Genomic DNA, 15,581 nt, shown 5'->3' on the forward strand with positions numbered 1-15,581 from the left:
GCTATTCGCCGATGTCCTTCATTCGTTCCGCGATATCGCCTGCAATGCGCTCATACAGGGCGGCCTGCTTGTCCCTTGGTGTTCCAGGCTTCGGGTTTCTTCGGCGGATGCGTTTCGCGAGCCAAAACAAAAGCCGAGCGGCGGGGTCGTCCAGTTTTTCCGGCACAGGAGCCGGGTAGTTTTCTTCGAGTAGGGCAACAACCTCGGCATTCATACTGCGGTGGTTGGCCTCGGCTGCGAGGCGTATTCGATCGCGCAGGCCGTCGGGCAGACGCACGATGAATTTATCCTGAGTTTGAGAGCTTTGATCTGGCATGGTGGCACTGTGCCATAAAAAGCGATTGACGCAATAGTGGCTAAGTGCCACTAATGGGATGTGGTTTCAACCTGGAGGCGTTTCATGAACAGTCGTAAACCAATGCAGCTTCGGCTTCCGCAAGAGCTGAAAGAGTGGATCAAGGCGGAGTCCGATCGGAATGGCAACTCTCAAAACTCAGAAGTGATCCGCGCCATTCGCGCAGCTAAGGACAGACGTTCCGTCCCCGGTGCAATTGGAAATATCAATATGGATCAGGGTGATAATGCGTGTTGTTAACGATGTGAGAGAGGTGCCGGAAAGATGACCAAAGCAAGTGTACAGACGAAAGCGAAACAAGCGGCCTCAGCCTTTATCCGCGAGGCGCGGGAGGCAGGTTGGCAGCGCGCAAAGTTCGAGATCAAGCCTGATGGCAGTGTCATCGTCGATGCGAACATGGTCGCGCCAGAGGCAGCGGACGACTTCCTCAACAGTGACTTGAGAATGGGCAAATGACCCGCAAGAGCCTGCCAAAATACGTCTACAATGACAGGGGATATCTCCGGTTCATCCGGCGTTCGCGTGGCATCTCAGTCATGATGCATGAGGAAGCGGGCACTCCGGAATTTTGGGATCACTACAATCGGTTGCTAAAGGGCAAGCCAGCGCCAGCACCGGTGAAGCGCAATTTCGAGGCGCTGATCCTCAGCTACTATGAGAGCGACGCGTATGAGAAGCTGAAGCCCCGGACGAAATCAGACTACCGGCGTTACATCAGCCACATTCGTGAGATCTGGGCCGAGAAAGACCCGGCCAGGATCGAAACCCATCACATTTACGAATTGCACCGCGCCAATGCGGATCACTGGCGGCAAGCCAACTATCTCGTCCAGGTCATGGTCGTCTTGATGAACCACGCCCGTCTGATTGGTTTTATCAAGAAAGAGCATGGCAATCCGGCGAAGGGCATTCCGCTATTCAAGCAGCAAAGCGACGGGTGGGAGCCTTGGCCAGATGATGTTCGAGCAGAGTTCGAAGCCCTGGCTTCAAAACGCGCGCGGCTGGTCTACGAGCTTTGCGTTGGCACGGGCCAGCGCATTGGCGATGTCGTGAAGATGAAGTGGGCGCACTTTTCGGATGAGGGATTCGATTTCACTCAAGGCAAAACCGACAAGCCGCTGTGGATCCCGCTCACGGATCGCCTCAAGGCCCATCTCGACGGACTCGCGCGAACGGATGGCACTGTCGTGACCGACCCTAAAGGTCGACCGGTGAGCTACCGTATCGTTGCGGAGGAAATGCGCACCATCAAAAAGAAGATGAAGCATGAGAAGGCGAGCTACTACAAAACGCACGGGCTCAGGAAAAACGCGACGATCGAGCTTTATTTGGCTGGATGTGATGACGAGATGGTCAAGGCTGTCACCGGGCACTCAGGCGTTGAGATGCTGAAAAAATACGGCGGGCCGATCCGGCAAAGGGAACTCGCGAAGCGCGCTCAAGAGGCGAGAAATCAAATGGAACGAAGCAAGAGCGAAACGTGAAAGTTTCAACGGTTGTTTCAAAAACGGCAGTGAAGGAGAGGTAGGATGACGCAAGTCATTGATTTTATTGGAGGCGAGTACCGGAATCGAACCGGTGTACACGGATTTGCAATCCGCTGCGTCACCACTCCGCCAACTCGCCTTTCTTAGTGAAATCAATCACTTGTCGTGGTGTGGTCGGCGTTCTAACAGCTTTCAATATGAAGGTCCAGAGGTTAACGCGCGATTCTGGGGTCTTTGGCTGGAAAATTGACGCCTGGCAGGCAGGACTTTTTTGCCGCGGACGGAATTGTACTCTGGCCCGTTGCCGCAGGGGGGCGGATGTGGCACAAGCCCGGTAACTGAGCGAAAAAGAATGAGCGATCACATGACAGATTTCGCGGCCCGACGCCTTACGATGGTTGATACGCAGGTCAGACCCTCGGACGTGACCAAATTTCCCATCATCGACGCTATGCTGACTGTGAAGCGCGAGAATTTCGTGCCGGATTCCCAGCGCGAGGCTGCCTATGCCGACGATTTGATCGATCTCGGTACGGGACGTTGCCTGCTTGAGCCGCGCACGCTGGCTAAGATGCTGGATGCGGTGAATATTTCAAATGACGAGGTGGTGCTCGATATCGCACCGGCATTTGGGTATTCGACTGCGGTGGCCGCGCGTATGGCGGAACTGGTGGTTGCGGTCGAAGCGGATGAAGATCTGGCGGCAGAGGCGCAGACCCTGCTGATGGAGGCGGATGCCGACAATGCGATCGTGCACACCGGCCCGTTGGAGCAGGGCGCGGCCGAGCACGGACCTTATGATGTAATCATGATCCAGGGCGGGGTCGAGCAGGTGCCGGACGCTTTGCTGGATCAGCTGAAGGATCAGGGTCGGATCGTCTGCCTGTTCATGGACGGTGATTTGGGTACTGTCCGCATCGGCCATAAATCGTCGGGCCGCGTGTCCTGGCGCTTTGCCTTCAACGCCAGTGCTCCGGTTTTGCCTGCTTTTTGCGCTGAGTGTGCATTTTCGCTATAGTTGAGAAACAGAAGTTTTTTGACGCCTTGATTACTTGAAAACAACGGCGCAAACTGCCTTGGTGGTTGCGTAATTTCGATTTGAGAGGATTTGGTGATGCGCGGGACAGCAACAGGAAAGCTGGTCAAAGGATTGGCTTTGGTGGCTGGCATTGCATTCAGTGCGGTGCCCGAAAGACCGGTTTGGGCTGACAATCTGACCGATGCGTTCATCGGTGCATATAACACCAGCGGCCTGCTTGAACAGAACCGTGCCCTGTTGCGTGCGGCTGATGAAGATGTCGCGATTGCCCTGTCTGCATTGCGTCCGATCATCAACTGGACGGTGCGGGTGAGCCAAGATTACACGCGGTCCCGGACCAGTGGCATTGTCACCACGAATGAGCCTTCAAACTTTTTCAGCGGTCTGACCCTGAACCAGTTGATCTATGACGGCGGTGCCTCGGTTCTGGGCAAACAGTCTGCGCAGGAAACCGTCCTGTCCACACGCCAGTCACTGATTGATATCGAACAGCAAGTCCTGATCCGTGCGACAAATGCTTATCTGGGCGTGTTGCTGCAGGAGGAAACCGTCGCGATTCGCGAGAACAACGTCGAAGTATCGGCTGAGGAACTGCGCGCCTCGCAGGATCGTTTCGAAGTTGGTGAGGTCACCCGGACCGACGTCGCGCTGTCCGAAGCACAGCTTGCCAGCTCGCAAGCGGATCTGGCGGTTGCGCGTGGTAACCTGAGCATTGCGCAGGCCGAATATGTGAATGCAGTCGGCAAGGCGCCGGGACGCACCGCGGGCCAGCCGAGATTGCCAAACCTTCCGCGCTCGGAAGGAGATGCGATCAATCTGGCACAACGCAACCACCCTGCCATTCTGTCCGCGCAGCATCAGGTGCGCGCATTGGACCTGATCGTCCAACAGCAACGCGCCAATCTGGGTCCGAATGTCAGCCTGAATGCAGATGCGGGCATCACCGAAAGCTATGACAACGACAATTATATCAACGACGCTACGATCTCTCTGAACTTCAATCAGCCGATCTATTCCGGTGGCGGTCTGGCCGCAGCCGTGCGTCGGGCGATGGCCACACGCGATGCATCGCGCGCCAATCTGCTGAACGTCCAGAAGGACATCACTCAAGGTGTGACCGACCGCTACGCGGCTTTCCAGGCCGCCTCTGCCAGTTTGCGTGCATCGACCGAGCGGGTTCGCGCCTCGCAGGTGGCGTTCGACGGTATCCGGGAAGAGGCGACACTGGGCGCACGGACCACATTAGATGTCCTGAACGCACAGCAGGATTTGCTGGATGCCCAACTGGCCGAGGTTGCGTCACGCACAGAACGGTCTCGTGCCGCGTATGAGCTGCTGCAGGCCCAGGGCCTGCTGACGGCCGAGCGGTTGGGGCTGGCGGTGCAGATCTATGATCCGACCCTGTATTACAACCTGGTGAAGAAGGCTCCGGCGCGGGTCAGCAAGCAAAGCCGGGATCTGGATCGGGTGCTCAAGGCGTTGCGCCGCGACTGAGTGACATCACTATCGGTTGTGGTGTGGGTCCGGATTGGCTACAATCGGGCCCAAGGTTAGAGCGGTAGTGAATTATGTCAGATAGTGTTGTAAATACCGGTTCTCAGGACGTTCTTTCGTCGGTCAAGCGATTGGTCAAGGAAGAAACCCACGAGGAATCAGAGTTTATTTTTATCCCGACCGCTCCGGCGCCCAAGCCGGGTCGGCTGGTTTTGACCGATGCGCTGCGGGTAAGCGACGAACCGCTGAGACCGGAAAAGCTTGCACCTCTCAAACTGACGCCGCAGCACAGCGCCCGCGATAGTGCACCTGCGGTGGCGGCGAATGCACCCAAGTCCCCTGACGAACCGATGCGCCTGCAACCCAGTGACGCGGTGCGTCCAGAGGGTGCTAAGGCGGAGACACCCCAGCGCGATCTGGCCGGCAGTTTGAGCGCCAAGATCGAAGCGCTTGAGGCCGCGATCGCGCGGACCGAGGATCAATGGGAACCCGATGGCGAAAGCGACGACGCATACTCGGGAACCAAGACAAAGGCCGTGGAGTGGCCGGTAGAGAACGGGTTCACCCAGGCTAAATCTTCCGAGCCCAAAGCAGAGCCGGTCGCGACCTTCGTGCGCGACCCGGCAGTTGCCGGTGGTCAGGCCAGTTCGTCCGCAGCGCTGAACCTGAGCGAAGACGAGTTGCGCGAGCTTGTGGCCCAGATCGTTCGGGAAGAGTTGCAGGGCGCGCTCGGGGAACGGATTACGCGGAACCTGCGGAAAATGGTCCGGCGCGAAATCGCCCGTGCGCTGGCAGGGCAGGGAACCAGATAACCGCTAGCCGCGCCGGGGTTCCTGTGCCAGCGCCAGCAGCAGATCCAGATCCATGTGCTGTTCCAGGTGATCGGCCAGGTCGTCCAGAACCTGATCGACCCCGTCCTCGTATGCGTTTTCTACGGTCACACCCAATTGCGCCAGATAGCTGGCGCGAAACGCATCCGATGCGAAAATTCCGTGCAGATAGCTGCCGCGTATCCGGCCATTGGGGCTGGCCGCACCCTCGGGGCGTCCTTCGACCTGCAGCCAGGCGCGGGCGCAATCCGGCCCGTCGGTGCGCCCCATGTGGATTTCATAACCGCTTACCGGTTCACCATTCGGCAGGGCGGTCGCGCTGCGCAGCGTAACCTGTTTCTGACCGGCCATGGTGGTGCTGACATCCAGCAGACCCAGCCCTTCGACCGTACCGGGGCGACCGTCCACGCCATCGGGGTCCGAGATCGTTTTGCCCAGCATCTGATATCCGCCACACAGCCCCAGCACATGACCACCCCGGCGCACGTGGGCATAGAGGTCGATATCCCAGCCCTGAGCGCGGAAATAGCTGAGATCACCGATAGTCGACTTGCTGCCCGGAAGCAGCACCAGATCCGCGTCGCCGGGCAGGGGGCGACCGGCGGGGATGATCTCGACGGTGATGCCCGGTTCCGCCGAAAGCGGATCGAGATCGTCGAAATTCGCCATACGCTCCAGCTGCGGCACTGCGATTTTGCAGTCGCCACCTGCATGTGAGCGGATATCCATCATGTCCTCGGCGGGCAGCTTCCACGCGTCATGGAACCACGGCACTACCCCAAGGCAGGGCCAACCGGTCCGGTTGGCAATGTCGTCCCGCCCTTCATCGAACAGCGAGACATCCCCTTTGAATCGATTGACGGCAAAACCCCGGATCATGGCCAGATCATCATCCTCCAGCACGGCCTGAGTGCCGACGATCTGCGCAATCACACCCCCGCGATGAATATCGCCAATCAGCACCACGGGTACGTTCGCGGCGCAGGCAAAGCCCATATTGGCGATGTCGCCCTTGCGCAGATTGGTCTCGGCAGGGCTTCCGGCGCCTTCGATCAGAACCAGATCGGCATCTGCGCAGAGGCGGTCAAAGCTCTCCAGCGCGGCGCCCAGCAGTTTGGATTTGTCCTTGCGATAATCCCCCGCCTTCATCGTGCCCGCACGCTGGCCCTGCACGATGATCTGCGCGCCCGTGTCGGTTTCGGGCTTCAGCAGGATTGGGTTCATGTCCGTATGGGTTGGCCGTTTCGCGGCCCGCGCCTGCAGCGCCTGCGCGCGACCGATCTCACCCGCGTTTTCGGTGACGGCGGCATTGTTCGACATGTTCTGCGGCTTGAACGGCACCACCCGCAGCCCGCGCCGCGTATAGGCGCGCGCCAGCCCGGCAACCAGAACCGATTTTCCGACATTGCTGCCGGTGCCCTGAATCATGATGGACCGCACCATGGTCACTCTCCTATGTTGACGCGCACATGACCTGATTTGAGGGCAAAGGAAAAGCCCAGATGAACACCCCCGCGCATCTTTTGATCGGTGCCGCCGCCTTTGCCCGCCCGGCCCGAGGGCCTGTCCTGTCGGCCGCAGTTGCGGGATCGCTGCTGCCCGACCTGTCGTTGTATCTGATGGCGGGCGTCTCACTGTTTCTGCTCAACATCCCCGAGCAGGTTGTGTTTGGACAACTCTACTACTCAGAGGCCTGGCAGACGGTGTTTGCCATCGACAATTCCTTTTTCTTCTGGGGGATCGGTCTGGCTCTGGGGCTGTGGCGCGGCTGGCACCTGCTAAGTATTGCAGCGTCTGCAGGTCTGCTGCACCTGACGCTGGATTTCGTTCTGCACGCCGGGGACGGGCGGCCACAGTTCTGGCCGCTCAGCGATTGGGTCTTCCACAGTCCGGTCAGCTATTGGGACAGCGGGCACCACGCACTGTGGATCGCGCCGATCTCGATTGTCATCTGCATCGCGTCCTATGGGGTGCTCTGGCGACGGGGATTGTCGATCTCGGCCAAGCTGACATTTGCGCTGATGCTCGCCGCCGAGCTTTGGGTCGCAAGGCAATGGCTGCTGTTTTTCTGACCCGGGTCTGCGGGCAAAGAAAAAGCGCGCCCATTGCAAGGGCGCGCTTTTTTCACGAAATTTCCAGCTTGATCAGGCGGCTTCGGCCTGTTGCGCTGCATTCCGGCGTTCGCTTTCTTCGCGCGACAGCGCGACCGAGGTCCGCACACCGCGGCCCACGAAATCCATCAGGCCATCGACAACACGTTCGTTCGGGTCGATACCGGCGCAGGACAGCACCTCGCGCCCATCGCGCGAGCGGGCCCAGCGGGCGATTTGTTCGGGACCATTGCCGTATTTCTTGTCATCAGCGATGGCATCATCCAGAGCAGCCAGTACGACGGCTGCGAAAAGTTTGCGTGCACGATTGCCTTGCTCGTTGTTAAAGGCAGTGCCGTCAACGAAATCTCTCATCTCGTCTTCCTTGTTTTTCTTGCTCTTGCATTTCTCGGCGTGGCGGTCCTTATGACCGATAAAGTGCGATTCGGATACACCTAAAATGCATAGTTGCGTTGCGTCATTTGCATGGCTCGCTGCGCGTGCAGCACTAGGTCTCGTTGTCTTGTCAGGTGGTGTCCCGCCAGATATAGGGACGGCAACTGACGCATCAACCGTTTGTGAAGGATTTAAGTCATGCCCAAGATAAATGGGAACGAAATTCGCCCCGGCAATGTGCTTGAGCATAACGACGGGCTGTGGGCTGCGGTTAAGGTTGACCACGTAAAGCCCGGCAAAGGCGGTGCTTTTGCACAGGTCGAACTGCGCAACCTGCGCAACGGATCAAAGCTGAACGAACGATTCCGGTCGGCTGACAAGGTCGAGCGTGTGCGCCTTGAGCAGAAGGATCAGCAGTTCCTGTACGAATCCGATGGCATGTTGGTGTTCATGGATGCCGAGACCTACGAGCAGATTGAGCTGCCTGCTGAACTGCTGGGCGAACGTCGCCCGTTTCTGCAGGACGGCATGACCATCGTCGTCGAGTTCTACGAGGCCGAAGCGCTTAACGCCACGCTGCCTCAGAAAGTGACCTGCAAGATCGTCGAGACCGAGCCGGTGGTCAAAGGTCAGACCGCTGCGAACTCGTTCAAGCCTGCGGTTCTGGACAATGGCGTCAAGGTCATGGTTCCGCCCTTCATCGGTCAGGATGAGATGATCGTGGTGAACACCGAGACCATGGAATATTCGGAACGCGCCTAAATCTGCGCTCTACCATCGCGAAGAAAGACCGCAAGGCGCTGGCCGATGCGGTCTTTTTTATTGGTGGCGTCGGATGTGGCGATATTGTTCAGGGTTGGGGCCGAACAGTTCCAGCATCAACTCGTATTTGATGCGATTGGCGCTGACCTGCCGGTAAAACGCGATCAGGAACGCGGTTGGTCCCTGAATGCGGGCCAGCCCGCTTGTGGCTGCAACGACCGTGCCGACATCGGTTCTGCCCTCAAGCACCAGATAACCGCCCAGCATCAGTACCCCGACAGTGCCCGCCCCGTTGATCACGCTGAGCAGAAACTTGGCCGAGAGCTTCCAGATGAACATCCTGCGCCGCGTTTCGTAGATGTCGTCGAACAACGCCTCGACCTCCTGCGAGATCTGGTCGATCTGCTCGATGGTCAGCTTGTCCGTCGCGCCACGCAGAATGCGGACGCGTTCGGCCACGAACACATTCACTTTCCGCTGTGACATCAGCACAATGATGATCTGCGGCAGGATCATTGAAAATGCGATCAGCCCCAGTCCCGGCTGCGTGGATGAAATATAGCCGATGACGCTGATCAACGTGCCGATCTGCACCACCGGGTCAGAAAAGGCGCCGCCCGCGAATTTCCCCAACTCTTCCGCCTCGGCCGAGATTGCCGTGGTCATTGTCCCCTTGCGCAGCGTTTCGCCCGTTTCGCTGAGGTCCGTGGCGCGGACCAGCAGCCGCTGCCGGATCATGCGGATCAGATCCTCTCCCAGCGTTCCGGCGCGGTATCCCAGCAGCCACTTCAGCGCCAGACTCAGCACGATGACGGCCATCATCCCGCCGCCCAACAGGGCAAGGCGATCGGCGCTGATGTTGTCAGAGGTCAGGTGGTTCACGATATCGCGCTGGAATTCCAACGGAACGGCGGCAAGGGCGGCGATTGCAATCGACAACACGATCAGGATGATTTGCCGCCCGGCGCTGGCCCGCCAGATCGCACGATAGAGTTGGAACATGTCTGTGCCTGTATGACTGAACTGGCTCCAGTCTGACAGCACAGCCCGACATATTCAAACCTTTTCCGGGGCTTAGTCGGATGAGGTCATTCGGCCAGCCGCAGCGTGGCCTCTGCCGCCTGCATCTCTCCGCCAGCCCGATCAAAACGCAAATAGGCGATGGCCCTGTTACCGGATTGCGTGAAAAGCGTGCCAACCGGCTTCCCTGCCGCCGTAATCTCGGCGCCCGCAGGCGCGGTGCCTGAGATATCGACCACACGCAGCCCTTTGCGCAACTCGGTTTTATGTTTCATGCGGGCGGTGACTTCCTGACCGACATAACAGCCCTTCTTGAAATCCAGACCGTTCAGGGTCTCGAAACCGGATTCCAGAATGTAGCTGTCCGGAGTCAGCTCGATCCCGGTTTCAGGAATGCAGTGCCGCACCCGGATCGCGTCCCAATCGGTGCCATCATCGCCCTCGGCGGCGGCGGAATAGGCGCGCCAACCCAGATCCGGGTGGCGCGGGTCGGGCAGGGCGCCTTCGGGGGCGGGACCGGTGCCGCGTTGCAGGTTCAGGTCCGTACCTTCGATCACCACGTCTGCGCGCAACTTGTACATGGTCAGGCGCTTCTGAAGCCCATCGGCCAATTCATCCGCAACGTCCAGAAGGACCGCATCACCGTCCCGTTTCAAAAAGAAATCGGCCAGATATTTCCCCTGCGGGGTCAGCAGCGCGGTATAGACAAGCCCGTCCTTCAACCGCTGCACATCATTTGTGATCAGGCCCTGCAAAAAGCTGTCGGTGTCCTTGCCGGACAGGCGCAGAATGCGGCGATTGGGCATGGGTTGATCCTCGTCATCTGGTCTGGCCTCGTGATATAGGAGATCGCGCTGCCATGACCAGAGGGTTTCAGACGTGTCCGCCCCGATCTCTATCGTGATCCCCACACTGAACGCGGGGCAGGAGCTGCCCGCAACGCTGCAGGCCTTGATGGAGGGGTTGCATGCTGGCCTGATCCGCGAGCTGATCGTGACCGATGGCGGGTCCGAGGATGCGACCTTGCAAATGGCCGAAGAGGCCGGGGCACAGATCGTCACCGGCCCGCCCTCGCGCGGGGGGCAGTTGCGGCGCGGTTGCCATACCGCCAAGGGTGAGTGGCTGCTGATCCTGCACGCTGATACCACATTGCAGGCGGGGTGGAGCGAACATGTCGCCGATCATCTGCCCTCGGGCCAACCGGCTGCCTTCCGGCTGCGGTTTCGCACGGGCGGCTTTGGCGCGCGCTGGGTTGCGGGCTGGGCCAATCTGCGCAGCCGTCTGTTTAGATTGCCCTATGGCGATCAGGGGGTGCTGGTCCGCAGGGCCGATTATGAAACGGCAGGTGGCTATCCCGATCAGCAGCTGATGGAGGATGTCGCCCTGATCCGCGCCTTGCCTTTGGTGAAGCTGCTGAAAGCTGACGCGGTTACGAGTGCGGAACGCTATACCCGTCAGGGCTGGATTCGTCGCGGCGCTCGGAATCTCTGGACTCTGACGCGCTATTTTCTTGGGGCTGATCCAGAGCAGCTGGCGCAGGCGTATCGGCGTTGAACGCCGTGCGCAGTTCGACAATGGATTTGCCAAGCCGGAAGGGCGCGGCAAAGCTGACCAGACACAAGGCGATGATCTGCAACACCAGTATATGCGCGTTGGCCTGCAGATACTCCCATTCATCTTTGAGCTTGCCAACCTGTTCGATCAGGTCGTCATAGCTCTGCGCAAGGATCAGGTAGTCGCCGGCAATCGCCGGCACCTTGCGCCGCATGTTGTCAATCGCGGTTTGTGTTGCCTCATCCAGTGAAGTGAAGACCAGAAACTGATCGATGCTGAACGCATCGGCCTTTGCCGCCATCTCGCGCGCCTCTTCCATGTCGTCTTTGTCGCCGCTGCCGAACAGGAAATGCAATCCCTGAAGCGGTGCAACCTCATTGGTTACGGCGATAAACAAGGGCAGCTCGGAATTGCTGGCGGTTGAGGCCGAGAGGAATTCGACCTTTTCGCATAAGACAGCGGAATCGGGGTCATAGGCGGGGTCGCAGAACCGCAAGCGGAACCGCGCGGCATCCCGGTCGAAGGCCAGCGTGGCGGCATAGGCAACATCGATTTGCCGGTCGAGCCGCGAACTGTCCGAGGTGTAAAGCCCGGCCATGACCGCTACCAGCGCACCGATCCCACCCAGCACGACCCAGACCAGATCGGCCAGTTTCCAGGCCCGGTGCCCGGCAGGCTTGCGAAACAGAAATCCGGTGCCGACTAATCCGATCAGAAAGAACAGGATTAGCAGCGGCAATTGATTTTCGGCAATAAATGTCATGCCCGGAGTGTACTTGCTGCGGGCGGACAGGCAACAGGCCTCACGTGCAGTTGTAGCTACTGCAATTTTGTTACGAACCCGAGCTTTGGCCGAACTTACGGAACAATTTCGTGCGGTCGAATGCCTGCTCCAGCTCCTCGGTGCGCTGTTTGACGCTGTCCCAAAGACGCTCTTGTATCTCGGCGATGACGCATTCCAGCAGCACCATCAGCGACGCCATCGAATCCCAGGCCGAGGGTACCGCGATCCGGGCGGCAAAGGTGTGTTTTGCGAGCCGGTGGATGGGTGAACGCCACTGATCTGTCAGCAGGACAACCTCGGCCCCGCGTTCATGGCAAAGCTGCCCGATCAGCAGGGAGGTGTTTTCATACCGCCGTACATCCAGCGCCACCAAGACGTCGCCTTCACGCACTTCCAGTAGGTCGTGAGTCCATGAAGAGGCGTCAGACAGCAGTTTCACATCGGGGCGGATCATCTGCAGGTGAAGATACAGGTATTGCGCAAGCGTCCCGGTGATGCGTCCGCCGGTGATGAACACGCGCCGGTTGGGGTCGCACAAAAGCCGGCAGAAACTGTCAAATTCCTCTGGGTCGATTTCATCGATTGATCGCCGCTGGTTTTCCAGTGCCTGACGCGAGTAGCGGTTGAGGATATGTTCCTCGGGCAGGTCGTTCTGCCAGACATCCCGCTTGGCGACGGGCCCCGAGATCATCTCTTTCACTTCGTTGCGGATTGCGGACTGAAACTGCGGATAGCCGTCAAACCCGGTCTTCTGAAGCATCCGTGCAACCGTGGTGGTGGACACCGACGCTTGGCTGGCCAGCTCGGTTATGCTGCCAAGGCCCGCCATCGGGTAATCGTCCAGCAGCACATTCACCAATTGCCGCTCGGATGGTGTCAGCGTTTCGCGATGCGCAAGGAGTCTCTCAGTTACCCGCACGGAATACTCCTGATTATTTTCACGCCTGTTCTTGTGGAAATTTTGACAGGGCAAGCTTGTGTGGGGGATTTTGTACAGGAAAATTATTGACAGGTGAAGATTGTCCGTGGAAATTTTTCCACATGGAATCACGCACCACCCCTGCAACTACCGCTCATGCGGAATTCGGTCCCGTCGTTCACGTCGATGAGGCCCCGGTTGATCCTGCGGTTGTCGTGGTGTGCGAACACGCCTCGCGCCGCATCCCGGATTGGCTGGGGGATATGGGGCTGAGCCCCGAAGCACTGCGCAGCCATATTGCCTGGGACCCGGGTGCATTGCCGGTCGCGCAGGCCCTTTCCAGGCAGTTGTCGGGCGGGCTGGTGCATGGCGGGGTGTCTCGGCTGGTCTATGACTGCAATCGCCCGCCGGACGCCAAGGATGCCATGCCGGAACGGAGCGAGGATATCACGATCCCCGCCAATGCCGATCTGAGCGCGGAGGCCCGTCAGGCGCGCGTAGAGGGGATCTATCTTCCATTCTCGGAGGCGCTGAGTGATACCCTGTCACGGCATCAGTCTACGCTGCAGCTGATGGTGACAGTTCATAGTTTCACGCCTGTCTATTGCGGCAAGCCGCGCGATGTCGAACTGGGCCTGTTGCATGGCAAGGACGCGCGGTTCGCCACCGAGATGCTGGCAAGCGCGGCCCCTGATCTGCCCTTTGTCACGCGTCTGAACGAACCCTATTCGGCGACCGATGGTGTGGCCCACACTCTGGATCACCACGCAGCTCCGATTGGGTTGCTGAATGTCATGATCGAGGTGCGAAACGACCTTATTCAAACACCCGAGCAGCAAAAGGTGATGGCCGATTTCCTGACCCCCTGGATTCGCCGAACATTGACAAGCCTTCAGGGCAGAGGTGTCGCGTGATCAAGGCGATGGCGACATATGTGCGGGTTATCGATGCGGTGAACTACCGGATCGGGCGGATCATGATGTGGGGCCTGTTCGTGATGATGGGCATCCTGCTGTGGTCCTCGATCTCGAAGACGTTCTTTCTGCCGTCGCTCTGGACACTTGAAATGGCGCAGTTCGCGATGGTGACCTATTACATCATGGGTGGGCCATACTCGATCCAGCTGGGCTCGAACGTGCGGATGGACCTGTTCTATCACAATTGGAGCCCGTGCCGGAAAGCCTGGTTCGACGCCTTCACCGTGCTGCTGCTGATCCTCTATCTGGGCGTGCTGTTTTATGGCGGGCTTGGGTCCACGGCCTACAGCCTGGGCTATTGGGGCGATGAACCGGTTTCCTATTTCACAGGTCTTGTGACTGGCAGTGAAGAGATCGGGCGGCTGGAGCGATCTTCCACCGCGTGGCGGCCCTATATCTGGCCAGTCAAGGCGATCATGGTATTCGGCTTCTTCCTGATGTTGCTGCAGGCGATATCGGAGTTCTTCAAAGACATTGCGCGGATCAACGGGCAAGAGATCGGGGCAGCGCGGGCATGAGCCAGGAATTTATCGCCATCTTCATGTTCGCCTCGATGATGCTGATGCTGTTCACCGGGCAGCGCGTCTTTGGCGCCATCGGTGCGGTTGCGGCCATCGCGGCGCTGGCGCTGTGGGGGACAGGCGGGCAGGATATTCCGTTTTCAGCGGCGATGAAGCTGATGAAATGGTATCCGCTGCTGACCCTGCCGATGTTCATCTTCATGGGCTATGTCCTCAGCGAAAGCCGTCTGGCCGATGACCTTTATCGCATGTTCCATGTCTGGATGGGGCCGGTGAATGGCGGGCTTGCAATCGGCACCATCGGCCTGATGGTTCTGGTTTCGGCGATGAACGGGCTCAGCGTGGCCGGTATGGCCATCGGGGCGACGATTGCGCTGCCCGAGCTGCTGCGGCGTGGCTATGACAAGACCATGGTAACCGGCGTCATTCAGGCCGGATCGAGCCTTGGTATCCTCGTGCCGCCGTCGGTGGTTCTGGTGCTGTATGCCATGATCGCGCGCCAGCCGGTGGGGCAGTTGTGGCTTGCGGGGATTGTGCCGGGTCTGCTGATGGCGTCGCTGTTCATCCTGTATATCTGGATCCGCTGCCGCCTTCAGCCACATCTGGGCCCAGCCATGGAAGACGCGCATGAGGTCCCGAGGGCCGAGAAGTTGCGTCTGCTCTGGGCCGGGGCTCTGCCGTTGATGATTTTCGCTGCGATGATGCTGCCATTCGTGAACGGCTGGACCTCGCTGGTGGAAAGCTCGGCCATCGGGGCGCTAGCGGCGCTTGTTGCGTCGGTCCTTAAGCGCCGGATGACGTGGAAGATATTCGAGGACTGCACCAAGCAGACGCTGGCCATCTCGTGCATGTTCATGTGGATCATTCTGGCGGCGCTGGGCTTCGGCGCGGTATTCGATGGGCTGGGCGCGGTCAAGGCGATCGAGAACCTGTTCACCGAGCAACTGGGCCTGTCGCCCTGGATGATCCTGATCCTGATGCAGCTGAGTTTTATCGTCATGGGCACGTTCCTTGACGACACGGCGATGCTGGTGATCGTGGCCCCGCTCTATGTGCCGCTGGTCGGGGCGATGGGGTTCGATCTGATCTGGTACGGCGTGCTGTATACGATCACCACCCAGATCGCCTATATGACTCCGCCCTTCGGCTATAACCTGTTCCTGATGCGCGCGATGGCACCACCCGAGATCAGCCTGAAAGACATCTATCGCTCGATCGTGCCCTTTGTCGGGGTGATGGTCCTGGCGCTGGCGATCATCATGATATTCCCGGAAATCGCCCTGTGGCTGCCCGGATATGTTTACGGAAATTAACCAGAAGGTCCGGCGAACGGACACCCAAACCTAATCGGAG

The 15,581-nt window shown here is 59.1% G+C and carries 18 protein-coding genes and 1 tRNA gene; 12 read left to right on the forward strand and 7 right to left on the reverse strand.

What is annotated here, in order from left to right:
* Position 1: 1 nt before the first annotated feature.
* Complete coding sequence (locus ACR3E4_RS14075) at positions 2-316, reverse strand: Arc family DNA-binding protein (RefSeq protein ID WP_091429061.1); 315 nt, start codon at positions 314-316, stop codon at positions 2-4.
* Positions 317-400: 84 nt separating this feature from the next.
* Here ACR3E4_RS14075 and ACR3E4_RS14080 point away from each other — a divergent pair, with 84 nt between their 5' ends.
* The 3 genes from ACR3E4_RS14080 to ACR3E4_RS14090 are packed head-to-tail and all read left to right on the forward strand — an operon-like array spanning position 401 to position 1,839.
* Positions 401-595, forward strand: a complete 195-nt coding sequence (locus ACR3E4_RS14080; RefSeq protein ID WP_480529704.1) for an Arc family DNA-binding protein — start codon at positions 401-403, stop codon at positions 593-595.
* 24 nt (positions 596-619) lie between these two features.
* A complete protein-coding gene (locus tag ACR3E4_RS14085; RefSeq protein ID WP_480529702.1) occupies positions 620-811 on the forward strand; it encodes a hypothetical protein in 192 nt (63 codons plus the stop codon).
* Positions 808-1,839 carry a site-specific integrase gene (locus ACR3E4_RS14090; protein ID WP_480529700.1) on the forward strand — a complete coding sequence of 344 codons (1,032 nt, stop codon included), beginning with the start codon at positions 808-810 and terminating at the stop codon, positions 1,837-1,839. The genes ACR3E4_RS14085 and ACR3E4_RS14090 overlap by 4 nt, the downstream gene beginning before the upstream one ends.
* A gap of 68 nt (positions 1,840-1,907) precedes the next feature.
* On the opposite strand, the gene ACR3E4_RS14095 is transcribed toward ACR3E4_RS14090, so the two are convergent.
* Positions 1,908-1,981 (reverse strand) — tRNA-Cys (locus ACR3E4_RS14095).
* Between the two features lie 225 nt (positions 1,982-2,206).
* Here ACR3E4_RS14095 and ACR3E4_RS14100 point away from each other — a divergent pair.
* From ACR3E4_RS14100 to ACR3E4_RS14110, 3 genes are all read left to right on the forward strand, one after another.
* Positions 2,207-2,860, forward strand: a complete 654-nt coding sequence (locus ACR3E4_RS14100; protein WP_480529698.1) for a protein-L-isoaspartate O-methyltransferase family protein — start codon at positions 2,207-2,209, stop codon at positions 2,858-2,860.
* Between the two features lie 96 nt (positions 2,861-2,956).
* Positions 2,957-4,375, forward strand: coding sequence for a TolC family outer membrane protein (locus ACR3E4_RS14105; protein ID WP_480529696.1), 1,419 nt, complete (start codon positions 2,957-2,959; stop codon positions 4,373-4,375).
* A gap of 74 nt (positions 4,376-4,449) precedes the next feature.
* Positions 4,450-5,187 carry a hypothetical protein gene (locus ACR3E4_RS14110; RefSeq protein WP_480529694.1) on the forward strand — a complete coding sequence of 246 codons (738 nt, stop codon included), beginning with the start codon at positions 4,450-4,452 and terminating at the stop codon, positions 5,185-5,187.
* 3 nt (positions 5,188-5,190) lie between these two features.
* Here ACR3E4_RS14110 and ACR3E4_RS14115 read toward each other — a convergent pair whose 3' ends face one another.
* Positions 5,191-6,648: a cobyric acid synthase gene (locus tag ACR3E4_RS14115; protein WP_480529692.1), complete on the reverse strand. Its 1,458-nt coding sequence runs from the start codon at positions 6,646-6,648 to the stop codon at positions 5,191-5,193.
* Positions 6,649-6,707: 59 nt separating this feature from the next.
* Here ACR3E4_RS14115 and ACR3E4_RS14120 point away from each other — a divergent pair, with 59 nt between their 5' ends.
* The gene (locus ACR3E4_RS14120) at positions 6,708-7,277 is read left to right on the forward strand and encodes a cobalamin biosynthesis protein CobQ (RefSeq protein WP_480529690.1); all 570 of its coding nucleotides are present in this window, start codon (positions 6,708-6,710) and stop codon (positions 7,275-7,277) included.
* Between the two features lie 72 nt (positions 7,278-7,349).
* Here ACR3E4_RS14120 and ACR3E4_RS14125 read toward each other — a convergent pair whose 3' ends face one another.
* Positions 7,350-7,670: a DUF6280 family protein gene (locus tag ACR3E4_RS14125; protein WP_298847297.1), complete on the reverse strand. Its 321-nt coding sequence runs from the start codon at positions 7,668-7,670 to the stop codon at positions 7,350-7,352.
* Positions 7,671-7,889: 219 nt separating this feature from the next.
* Between ACR3E4_RS14125 and efp the strand changes: the two genes are divergently transcribed.
* Positions 7,890-8,453 (forward strand): elongation factor P, encoded by a 564-nt coding sequence (gene efp / locus ACR3E4_RS14130; RefSeq protein WP_480529688.1) that lies wholly within the window; start codon positions 7,890-7,892, stop codon positions 8,451-8,453.
* A gap of 57 nt (positions 8,454-8,510) precedes the next feature.
* Here efp and ACR3E4_RS14135 read toward each other — a convergent pair whose 3' ends face one another.
* Together ACR3E4_RS14135 and ygfZ are read right to left on the reverse strand one after the other, a co-directional pair.
* On the reverse strand, positions 8,511-9,455 hold the full coding sequence (locus ACR3E4_RS14135) for an ABC transporter transmembrane domain-containing protein (protein WP_480529686.1): 945 nt from the start codon (positions 9,453-9,455) through the stop codon (positions 8,511-8,513).
* An 86-nt stretch (positions 9,456-9,541) separates the two neighbouring features.
* Positions 9,542-10,279 carry a CAF17-like 4Fe-4S cluster assembly/insertion protein YgfZ gene (ygfZ, locus tag ACR3E4_RS14140; protein ID WP_480529684.1) on the reverse strand — a complete coding sequence of 246 codons (738 nt, stop codon included), beginning with the start codon at positions 10,277-10,279 and terminating at the stop codon, positions 9,542-9,544.
* A 73-nt stretch (positions 10,280-10,352) separates the two neighbouring features.
* On the opposite strand from ygfZ, the gene ACR3E4_RS14145 reads away from it, so the two are divergent.
* Complete coding sequence (locus tag ACR3E4_RS14145; RefSeq protein ID WP_480529682.1) at positions 10,353-11,027, forward strand: TIGR04283 family arsenosugar biosynthesis glycosyltransferase; 675 nt, start codon at positions 10,353-10,355, stop codon at positions 11,025-11,027.
* An 833-nt stretch (positions 11,028-11,860) separates the two neighbouring features.
* On the opposite strand, the gene ACR3E4_RS14150 is transcribed toward ACR3E4_RS14145, so the two are convergent.
* Positions 11,861-12,730 (reverse strand): MurR/RpiR family transcriptional regulator, encoded by an 870-nt coding sequence (locus tag ACR3E4_RS14150; RefSeq protein ID WP_480529680.1) that lies wholly within the window; start codon positions 12,728-12,730, stop codon positions 11,861-11,863.
* 122 nt (positions 12,731-12,852) lie between these two features.
* Here ACR3E4_RS14150 and ACR3E4_RS14155 point away from each other — a divergent pair, with 122 nt between their 5' ends.
* From ACR3E4_RS14155 to ACR3E4_RS14165, 3 genes are read left to right on the forward strand one after another with little or no spacing between them, the layout of a single operon-like run.
* Positions 12,853-13,644: an N-formylglutamate amidohydrolase gene (locus tag ACR3E4_RS14155; protein ID WP_480529678.1), complete on the forward strand. Its 792-nt coding sequence runs from the start codon at positions 12,853-12,855 to the stop codon at positions 13,642-13,644.
* Positions 13,641-14,225: a TRAP transporter small permease subunit gene (locus ACR3E4_RS14160; RefSeq protein ID WP_480529676.1), complete on the forward strand. Its 585-nt coding sequence runs from the start codon at positions 13,641-13,643 to the stop codon at positions 14,223-14,225. Before ACR3E4_RS14155 ends, ACR3E4_RS14160 begins: the two co-directional genes overlap by 4 nt.
* Complete coding sequence (locus ACR3E4_RS14165; RefSeq protein WP_480529674.1) at positions 14,222-15,541, forward strand: TRAP transporter large permease; 1,320 nt, start codon at positions 14,222-14,224, stop codon at positions 15,539-15,541. Before ACR3E4_RS14160 ends, ACR3E4_RS14165 begins: the two co-directional genes overlap by 4 nt.
* The last annotated feature ends 40 nt before the right edge of the window (positions 15,542-15,581 follow it).

The organism is Ruegeria sp. AP11, from assembly GCF_056535865.1.

Coding starts and splice junctions, on each gene's coding strand:
- ACR3E4_RS14075 (WP_091429061.1), bottom strand. CDS start 316: ATGCCAGATCAAAGCTCTCAAACTCAGGATAAATTCATCGTGCGTCTG.
- ACR3E4_RS14080 (WP_480529704.1), top strand. CDS start 401: ATGAACAGTCGTAAACCAATGCAGCTTCGGCTTCCGCAAGAGCTGAAA.
- ACR3E4_RS14085 (WP_480529702.1), top strand. CDS start 620: ATGACCAAAGCAAGTGTACAGACGAAAGCGAAACAAGCGGCCTCAGCC.
- ACR3E4_RS14090 (WP_480529700.1), top strand. CDS start 808: ATGACCCGCAAGAGCCTGCCAAAATACGTCTACAATGACAGGGGATAT.
- ACR3E4_RS14100 (WP_480529698.1), top strand. CDS start 2,207: ATGACAGATTTCGCGGCCCGACGCCTTACGATGGTTGATACGCAGGTC.
- ACR3E4_RS14105 (WP_480529696.1), top strand. CDS start 2,957: ATGCGCGGGACAGCAACAGGAAAGCTGGTCAAAGGATTGGCTTTGGTG.
- ACR3E4_RS14110 (WP_480529694.1), top strand. CDS start 4,450: ATGTCAGATAGTGTTGTAAATACCGGTTCTCAGGACGTTCTTTCGTCG.
- ACR3E4_RS14115 (WP_480529692.1), bottom strand. CDS start 6,648: ATGGTGCGGTCCATCATGATTCAGGGCACCGGCAGCAATGTCGGAAAA.
- ACR3E4_RS14120 (WP_480529690.1), top strand. CDS start 6,708: ATGAACACCCCCGCGCATCTTTTGATCGGTGCCGCCGCCTTTGCCCGC.
- ACR3E4_RS14125 (WP_298847297.1), bottom strand. CDS start 7,670: ATGAGAGATTTCGTTGACGGCACTGCCTTTAACAACGAGCAAGGCAAT.
- efp (WP_480529688.1), top strand. CDS start 7,890: ATGCCCAAGATAAATGGGAACGAAATTCGCCCCGGCAATGTGCTTGAG.
- ACR3E4_RS14135 (WP_480529686.1), bottom strand. CDS start 9,455: ATGTTCCAACTCTATCGTGCGATCTGGCGGGCCAGCGCCGGGCGGCAA.
- ygfZ (WP_480529684.1), bottom strand. CDS start 10,279: ATGCCCAATCGCCGCATTCTGCGCCTGTCCGGCAAGGACACCGACAGC.
- ACR3E4_RS14155 (WP_480529678.1), top strand. CDS start 12,853: ATGGAATCACGCACCACCCCTGCAACTACCGCTCATGCGGAATTCGGT.
- ACR3E4_RS14165 (WP_480529674.1), top strand. CDS start 14,222: ATGAGCCAGGAATTTATCGCCATCTTCATGTTCGCCTCGATGATGCTG.